Origin of the sequence: Bacillus pumilus (assembly GCF_024498355.1) — a bacterium.
Lineage (GTDB): Bacteria > Bacillota > Bacilli > Bacillales > Bacillaceae > Bacillus > Bacillus pumilus_P.
On record NZ_CP101833.1, the window covers coordinates 1,074,402 to 1,095,200 of the forward strand.

General features: G+C 43.0%; 16 protein-coding genes and 1 riboswitch. Of the genes, 10 read left to right on the plus strand and 6 right to left on the minus strand.

The annotated features are described in order from the left end of the window. Window positions 1-138 precede the first annotated feature (138 nt). The gene (locus NPA43_RS05280; RefSeq protein ID WP_099728155.1) at window positions 139-1,515 is read right to left on the minus strand and encodes an MATE family efflux transporter; all 1,377 of its coding nucleotides are present in this window, start codon (window positions 1,513-1,515) and stop codon (window positions 139-141) included. Between the two features lie 113 nt (window positions 1,516-1,628). Between NPA43_RS05280 and NPA43_RS05285 the strand changes: the two genes are divergently transcribed. The 4 genes from NPA43_RS05285 to NPA43_RS05300 all read left to right on the plus strand — a co-directional run bounded on the left by NPA43_RS05285 (window position 1,629) and on the right by NPA43_RS05300 (window position 3,700). Beyond that, window positions 1,629-2,495, plus strand: a complete 867-nt coding sequence (locus NPA43_RS05285) for an AraC family transcriptional regulator (protein ID WP_256499657.1) — start codon at window positions 1,629-1,631, stop codon at window positions 2,493-2,495. Between the two features lie 14 nt (window positions 2,496-2,509). Next, window positions 2,510-3,070, plus strand: coding sequence for a GNAT family N-acetyltransferase (locus NPA43_RS05290; RefSeq protein WP_230030932.1), 561 nt, complete (start codon window positions 2,510-2,512; stop codon window positions 3,068-3,070). Window positions 3,071-3,147: 77 nt separating this feature from the next. Then, entirely contained in the window at window positions 3,148-3,405 is a 258-nt protein-coding gene (locus NPA43_RS05295; RefSeq protein ID WP_099728170.1) for a hypothetical protein, read from the plus strand. Window positions 3,406-3,442: 37 nt separating this feature from the next. Beyond that, a complete protein-coding gene (locus tag NPA43_RS05300) occupies window positions 3,443-3,700 on the plus strand; it encodes a hypothetical protein (protein ID WP_099728158.1) in 258 nt (85 codons plus the stop codon). Here the strand turns inward: NPA43_RS05300 and NPA43_RS05305 are convergent. Beyond that, complete coding sequence (locus NPA43_RS05305; protein WP_230030931.1) at window positions 3,695-4,231, minus strand: serine O-acetyltransferase; 537 nt, start codon at window positions 4,229-4,231, stop codon at window positions 3,695-3,697. The genes NPA43_RS05300 and NPA43_RS05305 overlap by 6 nt on opposite strands. A gap of 381 nt (window positions 4,232-4,612) precedes the next feature. On the opposite strand from NPA43_RS05305, the gene NPA43_RS05310 reads away from it, so the two are divergent. Genes NPA43_RS05310 through NPA43_RS05335 form a run of 6 tightly spaced genes read left to right on the plus strand, consistent with a single transcriptional unit; the run spans window position 4,613 to window position 12,923 of the window. Continuing rightward, a complete protein-coding gene (locus tag NPA43_RS05310) occupies window positions 4,613-5,959 on the plus strand; it encodes an aspartate aminotransferase family protein (protein ID WP_230030930.1) in 1,347 nt (448 codons plus the stop codon). Next, window positions 5,946-7,442, plus strand: a complete 1,497-nt coding sequence (locus NPA43_RS05315) for a pyridoxal phosphate-dependent decarboxylase family protein (protein ID WP_230030929.1) — start codon at window positions 5,946-5,948, stop codon at window positions 7,440-7,442. Before NPA43_RS05310 ends, NPA43_RS05315 begins: the two co-directional genes overlap by 14 nt. After that, on the plus strand, window positions 7,439-9,220 hold the full coding sequence (locus NPA43_RS05320; protein ID WP_230030928.1) for an IucA/IucC family protein: 1,782 nt from the start codon (window positions 7,439-7,441) through the stop codon (window positions 9,218-9,220). Before NPA43_RS05315 ends, NPA43_RS05320 begins: the two co-directional genes overlap by 4 nt. Beyond that, the gene (locus NPA43_RS05325; RefSeq protein ID WP_099728163.1) at window positions 9,217-9,771 is read left to right on the plus strand and encodes a GNAT family N-acetyltransferase; all 555 of its coding nucleotides are present in this window, start codon (window positions 9,217-9,219) and stop codon (window positions 9,769-9,771) included. The genes NPA43_RS05320 and NPA43_RS05325 overlap by 4 nt, the downstream gene beginning before the upstream one ends. Beyond that, a complete protein-coding gene (locus NPA43_RS05330) occupies window positions 9,746-11,095 on the plus strand; it encodes a lysine N(6)-hydroxylase/L-ornithine N(5)-oxygenase family protein (protein WP_230030927.1) in 1,350 nt (449 codons plus the stop codon). Before NPA43_RS05325 ends, NPA43_RS05330 begins: the two co-directional genes overlap by 26 nt. A 13-nt stretch (window positions 11,096-11,108) precedes the next feature. Further along, window positions 11,109-12,923, plus strand: a complete 1,815-nt coding sequence (locus NPA43_RS05335) for an IucA/IucC family protein (protein ID WP_256499451.1) — start codon at window positions 11,109-11,111, stop codon at window positions 12,921-12,923. Between the two features lie 190 nt (window positions 12,924-13,113). On the opposite strand, the gene NPA43_RS05340 is transcribed toward NPA43_RS05335, so the two are convergent. The 4 genes from NPA43_RS05340 to NPA43_RS05355 form a co-directional block, all read right to left on the minus strand. Further along, window positions 13,114-13,971 (minus strand): GNAT family N-acetyltransferase, encoded by an 858-nt coding sequence (locus NPA43_RS05340; protein WP_099728861.1) that lies wholly within the window; start codon window positions 13,969-13,971, stop codon window positions 13,114-13,116. 300 nt (window positions 13,972-14,271) lie between these two features. Then, window positions 14,272-15,207 carry an anti protein gene (locus NPA43_RS05345; RefSeq protein ID WP_249705441.1) on the minus strand — a complete coding sequence of 312 codons (936 nt, stop codon included), beginning with the start codon at window positions 15,205-15,207 and terminating at the stop codon, window positions 14,272-14,274. Between the two features lie 118 nt (window positions 15,208-15,325). Continuing rightward, window positions 15,326-18,754, minus strand: a complete 3,429-nt coding sequence (gene metH, locus NPA43_RS05350) for a methionine synthase (RefSeq protein WP_099728301.1) — start codon at window positions 18,752-18,754, stop codon at window positions 15,326-15,328. Beyond that, entirely contained in the window at window positions 18,738-20,579 is a 1,842-nt protein-coding gene (locus NPA43_RS05355) for a bifunctional homocysteine S-methyltransferase/methylenetetrahydrofolate reductase (protein ID WP_099728300.1), read from the minus strand. The genes metH and NPA43_RS05355 overlap by 17 nt, the downstream gene beginning before the upstream one ends. 78 nt (window positions 20,580-20,657) lie before the next feature. Then, window positions 20,658-20,776, minus strand: a riboswitch (SAM riboswitch). Window positions 20,777-20,799 lie beyond the last annotated feature (23 nt).

Sequence of the window (20,799 nt, forward strand, 5' to 3'; positions counted from 1 at the left end):
GCTCACGCATGTCAAAATTGCTCCGCTCCGTTACTTGTTAAAGGTTTTCTATCACGCTGAAAAGAAGACAAAGAGCTAAAATAAAGATCATTTTAGCTCTTTGTCAACAATCTGAATGGACTGCACCCACAGTCCTTTTTATGTGGAAGAAAAACGATACTCCGTCCATACCTTTGAACGCCACCGCCTATACATGAAGATGCCTCTTACCCATTCATCCACGATAAAAGAAATCCAAACCCCAATCAGGCCCATCTCAAGCTGAATGCCTAATATATAAGCGATCGGAAGCCCGATCCCCCACATTGAAATCATCGCCATATACACAGGAAACTTCGCGTCACCAGCAGCCCGCAAGGAGTTAATGATGACCATATTAAAAGAACGTCCAGGTTCTAAAATGATCGTCAATAGGAGGAGTAGGCCGGCGATTTGAATGATCTCGCTGTTGCTAGTGAAAAAAGCAAGCAAATGCGTCGATGATAAAGATAAAGCAATGGAAGAAAGAAGGGAGACGGCAATGGCCCAGTATAAACTTTTCATGCACCTGCGATAGGCAGCATCGAATTCTTTCGCCCCAATATGGCGTCCGATTAAAATTTGAGTCCCTTGGCTAATGGCTGCACCAAACAACATAATGAACATCATCAAGTTCTGAGTATATACTTTTGCTGCTAGTGCCTGCGTTCCCATAAATGTAATAAACAGCGTAATGACCATCTGAGAACCGTTATAAGAGAGCTGCTCGCCAGCAGAAGGAATCCCGATTTTTAGCAGCTTTTTTAAATGCGTCCGCTGGATATGAAACATGTTCTTCAGTGAAAACCGTAACCCAATTCGGCGGCGAACAATCAGGATCATCGCTATTAATCCGATGAACCGAGCAAGTGAGGTTGAAAGGGCAACACCCATTACACCTAACACTGGGAAGCCAAACGGACCGAAAATGACGAAATAATTACCGGCAACGTTTAACAAGTTCATTCCGATGGTGACATACATCGTGTCTCTTGTATATCCATAGCTTTTTAAAATAGCACTATAGGTCATAATGAGCGCTTGAATAAAAGAAAGCAGGCCGACAATTTGTAAAAAGACCGTTGCATCTGGCATCAGCTCACTTGATAACCCCACCATGTGTAAGATTGGAACAGCTAACACAAACATGAGGAGACTAATGACAAAGCTAATCAGGAAGTTGGTTCCTAGTGAAACATAGGCGACTTGAGCCGCTTCCTGCTCGCGGCTCGCTCCTAAAAGCTGAGCAATTACAATCGTCGTACCTGTTGTAATGAAGCTGAACATGACAATCAATAAATTTAGCAGCTGGTTGCTTACACCTACTGCGGCAACGCTGTTATCGGAGTATTGGCTCAGCATGAGTGTATCCGCACTTCCCATGAGCATATATAAAGAGATTTCGATAAAAATAGGCCAAGTTAACGCAAATAATGAAGGGTGGGATCTTTCACTTTTGGCTTGAATCTTTTGAAATGACAGTGCTTGAGGTTTCATCACATAGCCCCCTTTCGTATAAATCCGATTTATAGTGTACCTTGCTTCGACTATAATAAGAAGAGATGAAACCGAAACTTATTGGAGAAATCCGACTTCATAAGGGGATGAATATGGATCTATTTATTACATTTACTGTACCGCCGTTTCCGGTTTATATTGCTTCAGGCAAAGGCATATTTCATCAAGGAGAAAGACATATCTCTAGAATCTTCACTGTATTTGATCTTCTCTATGTCACAAAAGGTAAACTATGGATAACAGAGGATGAGGCGGCTCATCACGTAAAAGAAGGAGAATATATCATTCTATCACCCGGCCTGTCTCACGGTGGACATCTGCCATGCGAAGAAGAAACCCATTATGAGTGGCTGCATTTCTCAATTGATCCATTTGAGTTTACGAACCGGCCGAGAGAACACTGGTTTGATATGAAACAAAATCAAGCCACCTTTGAAAAACCCGCAAAATATGAATTTAGCCTGCCACGTCAAGGAAAAGTGAAAGGAAGAAGCGTGTTAGAGAAGCACCTTTCAGCTATGAGGGCGTTGAATGATGACGCGTCTGAACTTCCGTTAAAAAAACAGCTTCAATTTGAGGAGCTGCTCATTCATTTACAAAAAGAAGCATTTCATATTCCAAGTGCAAAGGAGACCGTCGCATCAGAAGTGGTTCACTATCTCGAGCGCCATTTTATGAAAAAATTACAAATGAAGCAGCTGGCAGAGAAGCTTCATTATCATCCTGATTACATCACACGATGCATGCAGACGGTGTATGGACTGACTCCTAACCAGTACATCAATCGTCTCAAAATCGAAAAAGCCAAAAGCCTGCTTGCCTCAACGAATGAAAAAATAGCGGCCATTGCAGAACGTGTAGGTATTGACGACCCTACTTATTTTTCTAAGCTGTTTCGGCAAAATGAAGGCATGCCGCCTATCCAATACCGTCATCTAGCAAGAAGAACGACAAAGTAAAGGAACGTGAAATGATGAAAGGGAGAAAAGAGGAGTTTGTGAGCATACGCCCATTAGACGAAACTGATTTAGAGGTGGTGTGGCATTTGAAATTTAAAGCACCAGACCAGTCCTATCGAAAGTGGAATGCACCTTATTTTCATGAACACGAGATCCCGCTTGCTGCATTTAAGAAACGATACGTACAGGATGACGCCATTCCGCCAAAGCTATATGGCATTGTCATAGGTGGCGAAATGAAGGGCACCGTTTCTTATTATTGGGAGAATGAACGAACACGCTGGCTTGAATGCGGGATTCTTATTTATGACTCACGCTTTTGGAATGGAGGAGTTGGAACAAAGGCGTTAAGTCTATGGATAGATGAGCTATTTTCATACATTAATATCCCGCGAATCGGTCTCACCACCTGGTCTGGTAATGAACGCATGATGCGGTGCGCGGAGAAATGCGGGTTTACCCTTGAGGGAAGACTGCGAAAGGTCCGTTACTACCAAGGAGAGTATTATGATTCTATGCGTTACGGGATGCTGAGAGAGGAATGGCAAAGCCTCCCGCGCCATACCACTGAATAATTATTTTTATTTTTAGGACAAAAGTAGCGTATAATTGAATAAACTAAAAAAGAAGGGTGGCGAATGAGTTGCGCTGGATGACCGGATGGTTTGTGTCGATTATAGTGGCCATTTATCTATTTGTAGATGCGCCTAAACATGGGAAGAATAAATGGCTTTGGGCCATTTTAGGCCTTTTATTCGGGCTCTTTACACTTGGAGTATACCTCATCAAAACAGAAAGAAAAGGATTGGGCTGGACGGTTCTGATCGTGTCCATTATCATCTATTCTATTTTCATTCTAGTCTATGTCTTTTACTTCTTATTGCTGATCATTGGATACTCAAATGCATAATAGAGAGCACGCGTGTACATAAGGGGGTGTTTGAATCTTGAGAATTACGGGTTTATTCGTATCACTTGCTGTTGCCATTTATTTATGGTTTGATGCGCCAAAGCATGGCAAAGACAAATGGCTGTGGGCCATTTTAGGCGTGCTATTTAGTACAATCGTTCTTGGTATTTACTTGATCAAGACAGAAAGGAAGGGACTCGGCTGGACGATTCTCATTTTAACCATCTTGTTTTACCTCATGCTGCTGATCTCTGTTTTGATCGGTATGATTCTTTTTTATCAGAGTCCTTCATGAAGAAGGGCTTTTTTCTTTTACCTTTTGAGCAGGCACACCTGCAATGATCATCTGCTCTTCATGAAAGGAACGATTCACCACTGCATTTGCTCCAATTGAAATATGATTCGCAATATAGATGTTTCCAAACAGCTTAGCACCAGGGCCAATCCATACATGATCTCCGATGGTTGGGACATCATTTTCATGATGGTTTTGACCGATATTCACCCCTTGATGAATATCACAAAATGCCCCGATTTTTGCATGCTTGTTCACAATCAAAAGACCAGTATGATTGATTCTGAGCCCAGGGCCAAAGACGCCAATCGGAATATCAAAGCCAAGCTGCATGCCTTTCTTTTTATGTAAATAGCGGTAAAACCATTTGCGTAATGTGGCTCCGCTATTTGTATAGTATTCATATTTTCGTAAATACCTCTGATATTTCCATATATCATCCCCAAACCACTTTGGTCTTCTGTGCGTGATGGCTAATGCTTTCTTATCCTGTGACAAGTAGTGGTGAAGATCATGCTTCGTTACAATCATCAGATCTCCCTCGATTCCCTTTCGTTTCAGAGAAATTATACCATTAAAACCATTTATATCAATAAAAAATTGTGTTATTGCTTTTTTTCTACATTCATTTCATCCAGCTTTCTGTATAAAATAAGCACTCAGTGACGAGTAGAACAAAAGAACCAGGAAGAATGATTTGTCATTTTTTTCAACATTTTCACGATCAAGCGTTCATCTCCTTACGGCAGTAGATGTTTGTAAAAGATACACGAAAATACCCGTAAAAAAGAAAATATTGCATTCATATGATTTTCGAATCATCTTTTTGAATACAATTGACTTTCATATCGCATATCCTCTAGTCTAGTAAATGAAAATGATAATCTTTATCAATTGGAGGAGTGTTTTATTATGTCCATCAAAACCGTTTCTAAAAATCAGCAGTTTTTAGAGCAGCAAAATCAAAGAGAATCTAATGCAAGGTCTTATCCGAGACGGTTCCCATTAGCCATGCAAAAAGCCGAAGGTATGATCGTGACAGATGCGGATGGCAGAGAGTTTTATGACTGCCTGGCAGGCGCAGGAACACTTGCACTTGGTCACAATCATCCTGTTGTTATAGAAGCTATTGAACGTATGCTTCATGAAAAAAGACCATTGCATACGTTGGACATAACCTCAGAAATTAAAGAAGAATTTGTGAATGAGATTTTTTCTCACTTGCCAGAGGAGTTTGCAAAAAGAGCGAAAATCCAATTTTGTGGACCTACTGGTGGTGATGCGATAGAAGCAGCCATTAAATTAGTCAAGACAGCGACAGGAAATCGTTCGATTCTCTCCTTCCACGGGGCTTATCATGGTGCGACACATGGCACGATGTCATTAAGCGGCAACTTATCTCCAAAGGAAAGAGTGCAAGGTTTAATGCCAGATGTTCATTTCCTGCCTTATCCATATGAATACCGCTGCCCATTTGGGATTGGTGGTAAAGATTCGCACCGCATTTCCAGCTCTTATATTGAGCGTGTATTAAATGACCCTGAAAGCGGCATTCTTCCGCCTGCAGGTATGATCTTTGAAGCCGTGCAAGGCGAGGGCGGCTCAATACCAGCATCCATTGAATGGATGAAAGAAATGAGACGAATCACAAAAGAAAAAAGAATTCCGCTCATTATCGATGAGGTTCAATCAGGCATTGGCAGAACAGGGAAGATGTTTGCCTTTGAACATGCAGGAATAGTGCCAGATGTCATTGTATTATCAAAAGCAATTGGTGGAAGTCTGCCGCTTTCAGTTGTGATTTATGATAAAGACTTGGATCAATGGAATCCAGGAGCACATATTGGCACATTTAGAGGAAATCAAATGGCGATGGCTGCTGGAACCGCTACGCTTAAATTTATAAAAGAATCCAATCTGCTTGATCATGTAGACCAATTAGGTGATCGTATGCAGGCTCATCTAAAAGACATCCAAAAACAAGTGCCTGCACTCGGTGATGTACGTGGAAGAGGTTTAATGATTGGCGTTGAAGTCGTCAATCCAAATGAGAAACAGGATGTGGACGGAAGCTATCCAGCGAATCCAGAGCTAGCCAGTATCATTCAAAAGAATTGCTTCGATAAAGGCTTAATTGTGGAGACAGGAGGCCGTTTCGGAAGTGTAATTCGATTCTTACCACCATTGATCATGACAGAAGAACAGCTTGAAAAAGTCATCGCTATTTTTAAAGAGGCAGTTTACGATGCAATCAACTAAGCCTTCTGTTGATTCATTATTTATTAATCAAAGCCAGCTTGGGAGAGAGTCCTTCCAAGCGGCTCTCCATACATCCATCGACAGCTTACTGGCCCAGTGGCAAAAAGACACAGGACCGTACAGCGGAATATTGCCTGGGAAATTAGCGGCTAGTGTCGAATCGTTATTTCAATTTCAACCGTCTGGTGAATCAATTGATTCTGTCTTTCGAGATATAAAAGAACACCTTTTGCCTCATTTGGTTGATGTGTCACATCCTAAATGCTTGGCACATCTTCATTGCCCGCCCCTCATTCCTGCACTTGCAGCAGAGGTGATGGTAAGTTCCTTTAACCAATCGATGGATTCCTTTGACCAAAGCGGCATTGCTTCTTTGGTGGAGGAGGAAATCCTAAAGTGGCTGTGTGCGAAGTTTTCTTATGGAGATCTAGCAGATGGGACATTTACGAGCGGCGGAACCCAATCTAACTATATGGGACTGCTGCTTGCGAGAGATGCATTTTGCGAAAACACATGGCAATGGAATGTTCAGCAGAAAGGTTTACCGAGCGAAGCTCACCGTATGCGGATTCTCTGCTCTAAGAATGCTCATTTCACTGTGAAAAAATCAGCATCCCAGCTAGGTTTAGGGGAACAGGCAGTCGTACTGGTAGAGACCGATGAGCATCACCGAATGGACCTCAATGATTTGAAGCAGAAGCTGGTTGAGTTAAAGGAGCGTGATCTGCTGCCATTTGCGGTAGTGGCGACTTGCGGGACAACTGATTTTGGCAGTATTGATCCGGTTCGAGATGTGTATGACATCGTCAAGCCATACGGCCTGTGGATTCATGCAGATGCTGCATATGGCGGAGCACTTGTGTTAAGCGAAACCTACCGAAGTAAATTAGACGGTATTGAGCTTGCTGATTCGATCACGATCGACTTTCATAAACAATTTTATCAGCCGATCTCCTGCGGGGCATTTTTGCTAAAGGATAAAAGACATTTTGGTTTGATTGATTATCATGCAGATTATCTCAATCCAAAGGAAGATGAGCTGGAAGGAATTCTACATCTCGTGAATAAATCTGTCCAAACAACGCGCCGATTTGACGCACTGAAATTACTTCTCTCACTTCGTCTTATTGGAGAAGAAGGGTTTGGCGACATCATAGACCATACGATCCTTTTTGCGAAGGATGTGGCTGCGCTCATTGAAACAAATGCTCACCTTGAGGTGATCAATCCTGAGCCAGAGATCAATGCGGTTGTGTTTCGATTTATAGATGATCATCGAGAGGATGACATCAATAAGATCATTCACCGGACATTATTCCAAACAGGTACTGCTGTCGTTGCAAAAACAGTGGTTGATGGTCAAACATGCTTGAAATTCACTTTGTTAAATCCGAGAACGACAATCACACATATTGAGGAAATCCTTTCTGACATCATTGATATCGGGATCGCTCATATTCAATCCGGGAGGGTACTACGTTGAGTCAATATAAACAAATGGCTGAAAATGCAACCATGCAAAGCTTTTTAAACTGTTTTTTACGTGAAACAGGAATCGATCGATCTGCAAAAAAAGAGACCAAAGTAGATGGCTCACTTGTATTCGTGGCAAAACTAGCAAAGCAAGATCTTGAGCTTGTGATTCCGATCCGATATTTTTCACCTGTAGGCCGTCATCTATTTGATTTTCCGATTCGCTTTCGCCCGCAAGGTAGTGAACAAGAAGGCACGATTGTCGATTACACAACACTTGTTGCTTTATGTTCTAAGGAGCTTCTCATTGAATATGGCCGGACAGATGCAGAGGATGAATTCATGCTTCGCATCATTTTAAGCTGCCGGAATATTGAACGATTCTTAAAAGAGAGAGAAAGTGATCGAACGGCTCTTTCTCAAGCTGATTTTGAGTATATTGAGGCGGAGCAGTCACTTCTCCTTGGACATTTAACGCATCCTACACCAAAGAGCAGACAGGGAATGACAGAAGAGGAGGAAGCGGTTTATTCTCCTGAGCTGAAAGGGTCTTTCCAGCTTCATTACTTTAAAGCGCACCATTCTATCGTGCTTCAGGATTCTTCTATTTCACAGTCTGCCGCAAACCTCATGCTAGAGGAGCTCTCACGCCAGGTGCCAGAAGAAAAAGAGAGACTGCATACATTAACAGAAGACGGAGAATATGTCCTCATTCCGATCCACCCGCTACAAGTCAAAGTGGTCATGGAGAAAGCGTTCGTAAAGCGTTATGTGGATGGAGGGAAACTGACTTATTTAGGGCCGCTAGGGTCTGAATACACAGCGACCTCTTCGTTTAGAACCGTTTATCAAAAGGACTCTGCTTACATGCTCAAATTCTCTGTTCCTGTGAAAATTACGAACTCCTTACGTGTGAACAAACAAAAGGAACTTGATCGCGGAGTTGAGATGTCTCGCATTTTAAAAACTGAATTGGGCGTTTCTTTATATGACAAATTCTCTGGATTCCGGGTGATTGAAGATCCAGCGTATCTATCCATTCAAGGAGATGAGGCTGAATCTGGCTTTGAAGTGGTCATTCGTCAAAATCCATTTTTGCATCATGAAAAAGGCGCAAGCTTAATTGCTGGGCTATGCCAGGATCATGCGTATGGAGGAAAATCGCGATTAGCAGGGATCATTCATGAACTTGCAGACGCAGAAGGCCGGTCAACGGAGGCTGTCAGCCAAGATTGGTTTAGACAATATTTAACCATTTCGTTAGAGCCGATGCTCTGGCTGTTTGAAACGTATGGTCTTGCGCTGGAAGCACATCAGCAAAATGCTGTCGTACAGCTGAAGGCTGGTTATCCAGACACATTCTATTATCGTGATAACCAAGGCTACTATTATAGTGAATCGAAAAAGGATAAACTCGCAAATCTTGTCCAAAACTTGAGCGTCAGAAGTGAAACCATTTGTGCTGATGATGTTGCCGTTGAGAGACTGCGTTATTATTTCTTCTTTAATCATTTATTTGGTCTCATTAACGGCTTTGGCACAGAGGGGCTGGCAAAGGAAGAGGTTTTGCTGGCACTTGTTAGAGACACATTGCTCGCTCATGAAGAGAAATATGGTGCATCTGACCTGACAAACAGCCTTCTCCGCTCAAAGGAACTGCCTTCAAAAGCGAATTTGCTGACAAGGTTTGAAGATATGGATGAGCTGACGGGGTCTCTGGAAACACAGTCTCGATACACATCTGTATTGAATCCGCTCTTTTTACATAAGGAGGCGCTGATTGGATGAGGCATCGTATTAAGTTCATTCGCGCTGAATATGAAAGGGACGTCCGGCTTGTCCATAAGTGGATGCAAGAAGAGTACGTTCACCCATTTTGGCATTTGAATATTCCGTTTCCTGCTTTTGAAAAGCATTTTTATCAGGCGATTCATGATCCGCATCAGACCCTTTATTTAGGAACCATTGACGGGACGCCGATGAGTTATTTTGAGGCATACAACGTCAAAGGTGATGTGATTGAATCCTACTATCAGCCTTCTCCGCATGATCAAGGAATTCATCTGTTAATAGGGGAGCCAGATTATGTCGGAAAAGGATTTGCTGCGCCGCTGCTTCAGGCGATGACAGCATTTCAATTTGAGCAGAACAAAAGAACAGAAAAAATTGTTGCTGAACCGGATATTCGCAATGAAAAAATGATTCATGTATTTGAAAAATGCGGCTTTGAACGTGTAAAACCAGTTACTTTACCTGATAAAACAGGGCTTTTGATGTTTTGTGATCGAGATCGATTTGAAAGGAAGTATAACCATGACGTGGTTCAACAAGCAAAATAATGTAGTGGATGTAATTGGGATTGGCATTGGCCCATTTAACCTAGGGCTTGCCGCACTATCTGAAGAAGTAAATGAAATTGACGCTTTGTTTTTTGAAAGAAGTGAAGCCTTTCATTGGCATCCAGGTATGCTCATTGAAGGGACGACACTTCAAGTCCCATTTTTAGCGGACCTTGTCAGCATGGCAGATGTGAAAAGTAAATATAGCTTTCTCAACTATTTGCAGGAGCAAAACCGTTTGTATTCATTTTACTTCCTAGAGGACTTCCATATCCCGCGCAAGGAATACAGTCATTATTGCCGCTGGGTCGCTGACCAATTAGACTCTTGCCGGTTTGGTATGAATGTTGAATCTGTCTCATTGATCGAGAAGGCAGGAGAAAAGCGATATGAAGTGCATGTCCGTCATGTGAAAGATCAAACCGTAGAGGTGTTTGAAAGTAAGCACCTCGTCTTAGGAATTGGCACGCAGCCGGCGATACCAGCATCGCTCCAGCCAGCTTTAGGAGATAAGGTGTTTCATTCTGCTGACTATTTAAAACGCAAGAAAGAAGGCTGTTTCAAAGGAAAGTCTGTGACGGTCATCGGCTCTGGTCAAAGTGCGGCAGAAGTGTTTTATGACATTTTATCAGATGATGAGGCGAAGGATATTCACTGGTTCACACGGTCTAAAGGGTTTTTCCCAATGGAATATTCAAACCTTGGACTTGAGTATTTTTCTCCAGACTATATTGATTTCTTTTATGAGCTTCCGCAAACAAAAAAAGACGCGTTATTAAAGCAGCAAGACTTGCTGTATAAAGGCATCAGCTCTGCGATGATCCGTGATATTTATCACTTGCTTTATGAACGTTCTGCCTGCGGAGAACAGTTGAACACGGTGCTGCAAGCGATGACCGAGGTCAACTTGATTGAGGAAACAGCGGATGGCTTGTCGATTTCCTGCTCTCAATGGATAAAAGAGGAATCCTTTACTCATGAGACGGATATTGTCGTCTTGGCGACTGGCTACCAATCGGTATTGCCGCCGTTCATTGATCCGATTGCCCACCACATTGAGTGGGATGATCAAGGACGATTCCAAGTTGAACGTGAATATCGCCTGAAAACAAACACAATGGGTGAAAATGATATTTTTGTGCAAAATGCAGAGCTTCATACACATGGGGTCGGCGCACCAGATTTAGGGCTTGGGGCTTACCGAAACAGTGTGATTATCAATGAACTTGCCCGAAAAACCGTGTATCCACTATATCAAAAGCACGTCTTCCAGACATTTGGTACACACAAGAACGCAAACACATTTGAAGAAATCAAAGGTTAAGGAGGATGAAGCGATGAGTGTACAAGATGAATTGAAAAAAGCGGTGAATCCTGCTGCTTGGAAAAAGGCAAACCAGCGAATGGTGGCAAAAATGCTGTCTGAATACATGTATGAGGACATGCTTCATCCCGTTCAGCTAGATCGTAAGGATGGCATCGCTCAATATGAATTAATCATTCATGAACATAAGAAATATCGCTATCTCGCAAAACCTCGTTTGTTTGATAGTTATGATACGATCGCTGAATCGATCGAGTGCTGTCAAGACGGGAAATGGACAAAGGATGTCAGTGCCATTGTGTTTTTACTGGACATCCAGCCGATCATTCCAATGTCTTCTGACACAACAGGCCATCTGATCAAAGAGCTTCATCATACCCTGTTAGCAGATGTTCATTTGCTGTCGAAAAAAGCACTTCGTGCGGATGAACTGACAGATACAGATTACGCCTGGATCGAAGGAGAAATGACAGGGCATCCTTGGATTGTGTATAACAAAGGGCGCATTGGATTCAGTTACGATGATTACTTAGCCTATGCACCTGAAAGGCAAGAAAGTGTGCAGCTGTCTTGGATTGCTGTTCACAAAGAACTTGCGACATTCCATGCGGTTGAACATGAAAACTATGAACAAGTGATCGCAAAAGAATTAGATGAACTGACCATTCGTCAGTTTCACCGCGTCTTAAAGGATGAAGGGCTGAATGCGGCTGATTATTATATGATGCCTGTTCATAAGTGGCAGTGGACTCATATGATTATTCAGCATTTCCCAGAAGATTTGGCCATGCGCCGCATTGTGTATGTAGGAGAGGGGCTTGATCAATATATTCCGCAGCAGTCGATCAGAACCTTTACGAACATTTCAAATAAAGGTAAGCATCATATTAAACTGCCAATGAGTATTTTAAATACACTTGTGTACCGAGGGCTTCCGTCAGAACGTACAGTCATCGCCCCTCGTATTACAGCGCATATTAAAGGGATTGCTGATCAAGACTCATTTTTATCTGACGTATGCCGCGTGATTTTACCAGGTGAGAATGCAAGTATCAATGTCGATCATCCATACTACAGCAAATTGTCTGGTGCGCCGTATCAATATCTTGAAATGCTCGGTGTGATTTTTAGAGAAAGCATTTATACGTACTTAGATGAAGGGGAGTGCCCTGTTACACTTGCGGCACTCACTTATGAGGATCATGAAGGAGAGCCGTATATTAAACAGCTCATTGAAAAATCAGGTCTCTCAGCAAAAGAATGGATGGCGAAATTTTTCCATGTCGTGATGCCGCCGCTGCTGCATTTTATGTATCAATACGGTACAGTCTTTTCACCGCACGGGCAAAATACGATTCTTGTGTTAAAAGATCATCGGCCGCATCGTTTGGCGATCAAAGATTTCGTTGACGATGTGAACATTAGTGATCAGCCGCTGCCTGAATTAGCTTCACTAGAAGAAGAGTTAAAAGAAGTGCTGCGCAGTGAGCCGCCGGAAGGTCTAGTACAATTTATCTTTACAGGATTGTTTATTTGTAACCTGCGTTACGTATCAAACGTGTTAGACAATCATCAGCTGTTAGATGAAACCACTCTTTGGCGCTTGCTTGCAGAAGAAATTCAGCATTATCAAGAGCAATTCCCGCAGCTAAAGGACCGTTTTGAATTATTTGATCTATTCCAGCCTCAGTTGACAAAGCTTTGCTTAAACCGTAATCGAATGATTGATTATGGCTATGGAGATGGAGACGACCGGCCGCATGCGTCAGAGCATGGGAAGGTCACAAATGCACTCGCTCATGTTCTTTCATCCGTTGGCGAGAAGTAAAAAAGAAAAGCTGTAGACAAACCCTCGCGCATTCGGTGTCAGTCCTGCGTGCCGGTGCTCACGAATGTCAAATTCGCTCTGCTCCGGTACTCGTCCTTCCTAGACTGCAAAGGTTTTCTATCACGCTGAAAAGAAGACAAAGGGCTAAAATGAGTTTATTTTAGCCCTTTGTCAACAGCTTTTTGGTTTTTTAAGAAAATGCTTGAGAAGCAAGGAAATAAAGAAGCGCCGGATCGTTCTGCTTTTCTTTTCCGCGAATCATCATAAAATGCGCTTTGTTTGTTTTCGTAAACCCTGCTTCTATAAGTGATGTATGCAGGCGCTCAGCTGTTTCCTCCTGCATATCTAAACGAATGGCACCAGAATAAGACGAGATGAGCGATTGGATGAGTGAAAGCGCCGTTTGTTCATCGTTTGCTGCAAGCGGGCCAATCATCAGATTGGCTGGCGTTTCGACGCCAAAGGCAAAGCCGGTTATTTCGTGATGTTCATCCTTTGCGATCAGCCGGAACGCTGCTCGTTCCATTCGTTTTTTTAAAAAGCTTGCTCGATTGGTGCCTGCACCTTTCTCGTCAAGTGCTTCAATGGACGGAAGGTGCGTTTCACCAGCAGGAGAAAGGTCGATCTTACCTGACACGCGAAGTGCCGAAGGGTTTGTTTTCTGTGCTTTGTATGTATGAATGTAACCGGCCGTGTGAAACCCGATCTTTTCGTAAACCGGCTGCCCCTGTGCAGTAGCCGTTAAAACGACAGGAACGCTCTGATCACTTTGACGAAGCAAGGTGTCAATCATTTTACGTGCAAGGCCTAAGCCGCGATGTGTCTCCGATACAATGACAGCCCCAATTGACGCGACTCTGTCATATTGGAAAAGTCCTGCACATGAGATCACTTGTCCGTCAGTTGTTGTAAAACCTGTAAAATGTCCATTTGTTAAAAGAGATGTGAGTTCTTCTGCATTGTAATCAGGCCAGTCTACCTCTTTTGACAGTGCGATGAGATCTGGTATGTCACCAAGTGTTAATGATCGTTGAATAACGTTTGCCAATACACGCAACTCCTTCTTAGCTGAATTGATCTATCTGTATCGTACCATAAGAAGTCATAAGAAAAAGGAAAAGGGGGCTCCTTTTCCTTTCAGCGTGTAGACAAACCCTCGCATTCGGTGTCAGTCCTGCGTGCCGGTGCTCACGAATCTCAAATTCGCTCCGCTCCGGTACTCGTCCTTCCTAGACTACAAAGGTTTTCTATCACGCTGAAAAGAAGACAAAGGGCTAAAATCAAGATCATTTTAGCCCTTTGTCAACAATCTGAAAGGAAAAGGGAGATCCTTTTCCTTTTTGTCGGATTAATAATTCAGGTCACGGTTGTATTCATATTCAAAGGTGAGCTGCAAGTTTTTAATCGACACAACGCCCACTTTGATTAATCGTCCACCAATCAACTGAGGAACCTCTGTCGCATTGAAAGACACAAAAAAGCGATCTTTTGCCGGAACCTGACTTGTTTTATAAGAAGAGATGTCCACTTTTTGTCCATTCCAAGGTACGTTCACTGTCCCGTCTTTTAAGGAAGAAACGGTGAATACATAATTGTGTGCGTTTGTACTGCCTTTTTCAGCTTCTAAGGAAAGACCAGTCACGACGGCATCCTGAGGCAAGCTGCTTAAATCAAAAGAAGAATTTGGAGAACCGGATTCATTGAAGCTGTTAAGTGTGGCAGGTGATCCATATCGTTTGGTTGTGCCTTTTTCAATGCTTTTATCAAACACAATACGATACATGTTATCTTCTTCATTTAATAATCGTTTTGGTTTAACGGATAGGTAGTAATCAGTGCTGGCGGCAATTTTCGGCATATGAATGATCTCGTTTTGGTTGTTTGTCCGCACAGAGGAAGACACAAGTGACCCGTTCTTATTGTAAAGGTAGAGGTCGAAATCATTTCCAGACTTCACATTCACGAGTTTAATAGAAAAGCGGCCATCTGCTCCATCAAATTTGGAGCTGGTGAAACGGTAAAAATCGATGTCATCCATAGAAGAGATACTGCCCTCATGATATAAATACGTTTTACTCAGATGAAGGGAATGCTGTAAGAATTGAGCTTTTTCCATCGTATCATTGTTTGCATAATCACTGTCAGGGTACAGGTGCTCTAATTCTTCTGTATAATATTTTGTTTGTTTCGTAGAGGCTTCACTTGCTTGTGCAGGTGATTGAAAGAGAGGTGTAGCGATGAAGAGGCCGGTAAGCAGTAAAATCCCCATTTTCTTTTTGAACATGACAAACATCTCCTTTTGAGTGAATGACTTTTATTTGTAATATCGGTAAATAATATTAAATATTGATATTTATCCCAATATTTATCAAAAAAGAACCTCCAATCACGGAGGTCCTGCATTAATGAACATTAAAATATCGAGCTTCAGGATGAGAAACGACGATCGCTGAAACAGATGCTTCAGGTTCCATCATGAAGCCTTCTGTCAGATAGATGCCGATTTTTTCAGGCTGAAGCAGGTGGAACAGCTTTTCTTGGTCTTCAAGATTTGGACACGCTGGATAGCCAAAGGAATAGCGCTGCCCTTGATATTTGGCCTGGAACCGCTTGTCCATTGTGAAATCGACTGGGTCAGGGAAGCCCCATTTGTCACGAATCACTTGGTGGGTTCTTTCAGCTAAGCCTTCTGCAAGCTCAAGCGCCAGTGCTTGGACAGCATGCATTTTTAAATAATCACCTTCTTGCTTAAATTGCTGCGCCACTTCACGTATGCGCGCACCAGCTGTGACGGCAAATAAGGCGATATAATCTTTCTCATTTTCTTCGCTTTTCCGCACATAGTCTGAAATGGAGCGGTATGGAAGTTTCTCCTGTCTTGGAAATTGAAATGTTTCAATGATGCGATCAGGCGCTTCCGGATCATAAATATGCAGATCATTCTCGTTTGAACTGGCAGGGAAGAATTGATAAACAAATGCCGGTGCAAACCAGCCTTTCTCTCTGCCTTCCTGAAGAAGGTCTGTGACAAGCTGTTTTAGCTCCAATGCTTTTGGGTGCTGTTCAGCTAATAATGTTTTGACCTTTCCTTTTAAGCCGAGGTGATGACCAATAAGCATTTGCTCATTCACATAGGGCATAATATGATGCAAATCGATGTCACGCACATAATGGCGTTTTGTATTTTCTGGCGTGAAAACCGGCGCCTGCGGGAGTGCCGCGCGTTTTTCCAGTAATTCAATGACGGCTTTCGGCTGTTTCACTTCTTTCTCTTTGATAAGTGCCTCTTGTTCCGCTGAGGGCTTTGTTTGAAATTGAAGAGGGTTTGCTTTTAACTCATTGGCTAATGACAGGCCGTCCATTGCATCTTTTGCATAAAGGACGGGTCCGTCATAATGAGGCGAAATTTTCATCTTCGTAAATTTCCGTGAAAGAGCAGCACCGCCGACCAAAATGGGAACGGAGATGTTCGCTTTTTGTAAATCTTGAGCGGTCAGTACCATTTGCTGTGCTGACTTGACAAGTAATCCGGATAATCCGATCATATCTGGTTTTTCCTTTTGCACAGCTTCGATCAATGTTTGAGGTGTGACTTTGATCCCGAGATCGACCACTTGAAAGCCATTATTGCTCAAAATGATGTCGACAAGGTTTTTCCCGATATCATGGACATCTCCTTTAACCGTCGCAAGGAGAATCTTCCCTTTGCCGCTTGCATGCTGCTTTTCCATATATTGCTCAAGATACGAAACAGATGCTTTCATGACCTCTGCCGATTGAAGCACTTCAGCCACAATCAATTCGTTTTGATTAAAAAGACGTCCAACTTCAGCCATTCCCTGCATCAAGGGTCCATTGATGATATGAAGAGGTGATTCGAATTGGTCTAAGGCAAGGGACAGATCATCAATCAGCCCTTCTTTTGTTCCTTCGACGACGTATAACGCCAGCCTCTCATCAAGCGATAAGGAGACCTTTGGTTTTTTCTCCGTTTTCTTTTTCCCGCGGTAAAATTGGGTGAATTCGGCAAGGGTTTGATCATTTGTTTCATAAAGTAATGTTTCAGCTAGCTTGATTTCTTCCTTTGGAATCGAAGCGAAACGTTCAAGTTTTTCAGTATTAACGATTGCATAATCAAGTCCTGCTTGGACGCAGTGATACAAATAGACGGAGTTCAAGATCTCTCTGCCAACAGGCGGGAGTCCGAAAGACACGTTACTAATGCCTAAAATCGTGAGACACTCAGGCAGTGTTTCCTTGATCATTTTGATGCCTTTGATCGTTTCTTCGGCAGCGCCAATATACTGCGCGTCTCCAGTGCCTACCGGAAAGACGAGTGGATCAAAAATGATGTCACTTGAGGGAATTCCATATTTCTTCGTTAAGAGATCATGAGAACGTACGGCAATCTCGAGCTTTCGTTCTGCTGTTACAGCCATCCCTGTTTCATCGATCGTGCCGACAACAAGTGCGCCGCCATATAGTTTCACAAGCGGAAGAATTTCTTCAAACCGTTCTTCGCCATCCTCGAGATTAATGGAATTGATGATGGCTTTCCCTTGGGAGTACGTGAGTGCCTTTTCAATCACGTGTTTATCCGTTGAATCAATGACAAAAGGAGCTTTGACTTTTTTCATGGCCTCTTGTAAAAAGCCTTCCATGTCTGCTGCCTCGTCACGGTCTGGATCAGCGAGACACACATCAATGACGTGAGCGCCATTTTTCACCTGTGCACGAGCAATTTCTGACGCTTCTTCAAACTTTTGTTCCGCAATCAGCCGTTTGAATTTCCGGGAGCCAATGACATTTGTCCGTTCACCTACAAAAAGCGGACGCATTGCTTCTTCATAAATTAGGGGGTCAATTCCTGATACGGTATGCTGTGACGATTCATGAACCATGCGGCGCGGCTGGAGCGAGCGCACTTCGTCTGATAATGCCTGAATATGTGCAGGTGTTGTTCCGCAGCAGCCCCCGACGATATTTAACCAGCCTTCCTGTGCGAAGGCGGCGATTTTTTTAGCAAGGGAAGCAGGGGATTCGTGATATTGTCCTTCTTCATCTGGGAGACCAGCATTTGGATAGCAGCTAACAGCTGACTTTGCGATGGAGGAGAGTGTGCGGATATGGTCTGTCATAAATTCTGGACCAGTTGCACAGTTTAGGCCAACGCTGATTGGTTTCATATGCTCAAGAGAGATATAAAAGGCTTCAATATCTTGACCGGCAAGGGTGGTGCCCATTGGTTCAATCGTACCTGATACCATGAGTGGTAATTGAATGCCGGTCGCGTTAAAGGCTTTCTGAATGCCCATGAATCCAGCTTTTACATTCAGCATGTCTTGGCTTGTTTCTAAAAGAAGGGCATCACATTTGCCATCAATGAGTGCGCGAGCCTGCTCTTCATAGTTTCTGACGAGCTCTTCAAAGGTTGTGCCGCCTGTCACAGATAATGTTTTAGTTGTAGGCCCCATTGCGCCTACAACAAAACGAGGCCACTCCGGTGTGGAGAAACGATCTGCTTCATTCTTTGCCAGCTGAGCAGCTCGTACGTTGAGTTCATAGGCGAGATGGCCAAGCCCATATTCATCAAGGACGAGCTTTGTAGCGCCGAACGTATTCGTTTCAATGAAATCCGCACTTGCTTCAAGATATTCCCGGTGGATTGTGGAGATGATGTGAGGGGCTGTCATGTTCAAATATTCGTTACAGCCCTCATACTCTTCTCCGCCAAAGTCCTCTGCTGTGAGATTGGCGTTTTGAATCATTGTGCCCATTGCACCATCAAGGACAAGGATGCGTCTCTTGAGCTGTTCAGTGATAGTTGACATGTACGTTTGGCTCCTTTTCTTTCTGATGGATGTAGGTTGTCAGTTCTGCTGTTAAATCTGATCGAAGGAAAGGGGTAATTAAATAAATGCCATTAAACAATTCGCAGGCTGTATCTAATAAAGAGCGGGCAATCGCTAAGCCTTCTGCTCGCTGCTTTTCCTTATCCTCGCCAGCCTTGACCATAATGTCACGAATGGAATCAGATAATTTGATGCCTGGAATTTCATGATGAATAAACTCTGCATTTCGGCTGCTTGTTAACGGCATAATGCCGATGTAAATCGGTTTATCCAAATGACGGCTTTCCTCATGAATTTTCACTAGCTGTTCCTCTGAATAAACAGGCTGTGAGATGAAATAATCAGCGCCGTATTCTATTTTTTTCTCAAGACGTTTTACTGCTTTATCAATATGACGTACATTTGGATTAAACGCGCCAGCCACTGAAAAATTGGTCTTTTTGCCAAGCGGCTTCCCAGAGAAAGAAAGTCCTTCGTTAAACTGTTTGATGAGACGAATCAAATCAAAGGAGGTTAAATCATAAACAGATGTTGCACCTGGGAAGTCACCAATTTTAGACGGGTCGCCTGTAATGGCTAAAATATCGGTTAATCCGAGAGTGTCGAGTCCCATCAAATGGGATTGTAGCCCAATCAAATTACGATCACGACACGTGATATGGACAAGTGAACGCATATCAAGCTGCTGTTTCAATAATGCACCGCAAGCCACATTGCTAATGCGCGGAGTCGCAAGAGAATTATCAGCTAACGTCAGGGCATCAATGCCTGCACTCTTTAATTCATTTGCTGCGACAAGGAATTTTTCAAAGTTCAGCTTCTTTGGCGGGTCCAGCTCTACGATAATCGATCGTTTTTTAACAGCCAGCTCGTCAAGTCCAGGTTCAGTGCGCTGGTCTTGGATCGAAATGATTTCTTCTTTTAATACTTTCACTTCTTTTTCAGTGATCGGTGCTAAATCTTTAACTGCTTCAGCCATTGCGTTAATATGCTGAGGCGTCGTTCCGCAGCAGCCTCCGATAATGCGTGCGCCTTGATTTCTAAACTCTAGTGCACTTTTTCGGAAATAGTCATTATCTGTATCATAGACGAGTCTGCCTTCTTCAAGAGACGGGAGACTGCTGTTAGGATAGACAGATAAATGAGAATTTTCCAAAATCGGAACGCCTTCGAGTGCCTGAATCATATGATAAGGGCCCAGCCTGCAGTTGATCCCAACGACATCAGCGCCAAGAGAGGATAATTCAGATAAACCGTCCTTCAGCGGTGTACCGTCCTGCAAAACACCTTGCTCGTGCATGGATACGTTCATGACAATCGGGAGAGTCGTTTCTTTGCGCGCAATTTCGAGAACGGCCTTCGCCTCTTCCATATCATAATACGTTTCAAGCAATAATCCGTCAGGCTGTTCATTTAATAGGATGTACAGCTGCTCTCTAAAGCTTCGTTTGATCTCGTCTATCGAGTAGGCATTTTTGTTAAACGTTCGAATGCCGCCAATCGTTCCGAGTACATAAGCTGAGCCAGCGGCAGCTTTTGCAATTTGTACCGCTTTTGTATTGATACGTTTTGTTTCTTCCTCTAAGCCGTAGCGGGATAGTTTAATATAATTCGCACCGTACGTGTTCGTTTGGATGATGTCAGCTCCAGCCTGCACATACGCCTCATGCACTCTTTTCACTTCATCTTCTTTTGATAAATTTAGTTCTTCAAAGCACCGGTCAATGCCGTAAGAGTATAAAAGTGTTCCCATTGCTCCGTCAGCAATCAATACGCGATTTTGTAAGTCTTGTAATAGGCCCATTGTATTCCTCCTTATTTCTATGTAACAAAAAAAGCCTTCTGATAAGAAGAAGACTTTTTGGCTGTATCGTAATTCTTCTCCTTATCTTCCAAGCAGTTGCTTGCTGGATTTAGCACCTTGGTCATAGAAAATACATTTCTACTACACCGGTTGCTGAGGCTTCACAGGGCCAGTCCCTCTGCCTCTCTTGATAAGAAAGCGATATGAACATGTCAATGAA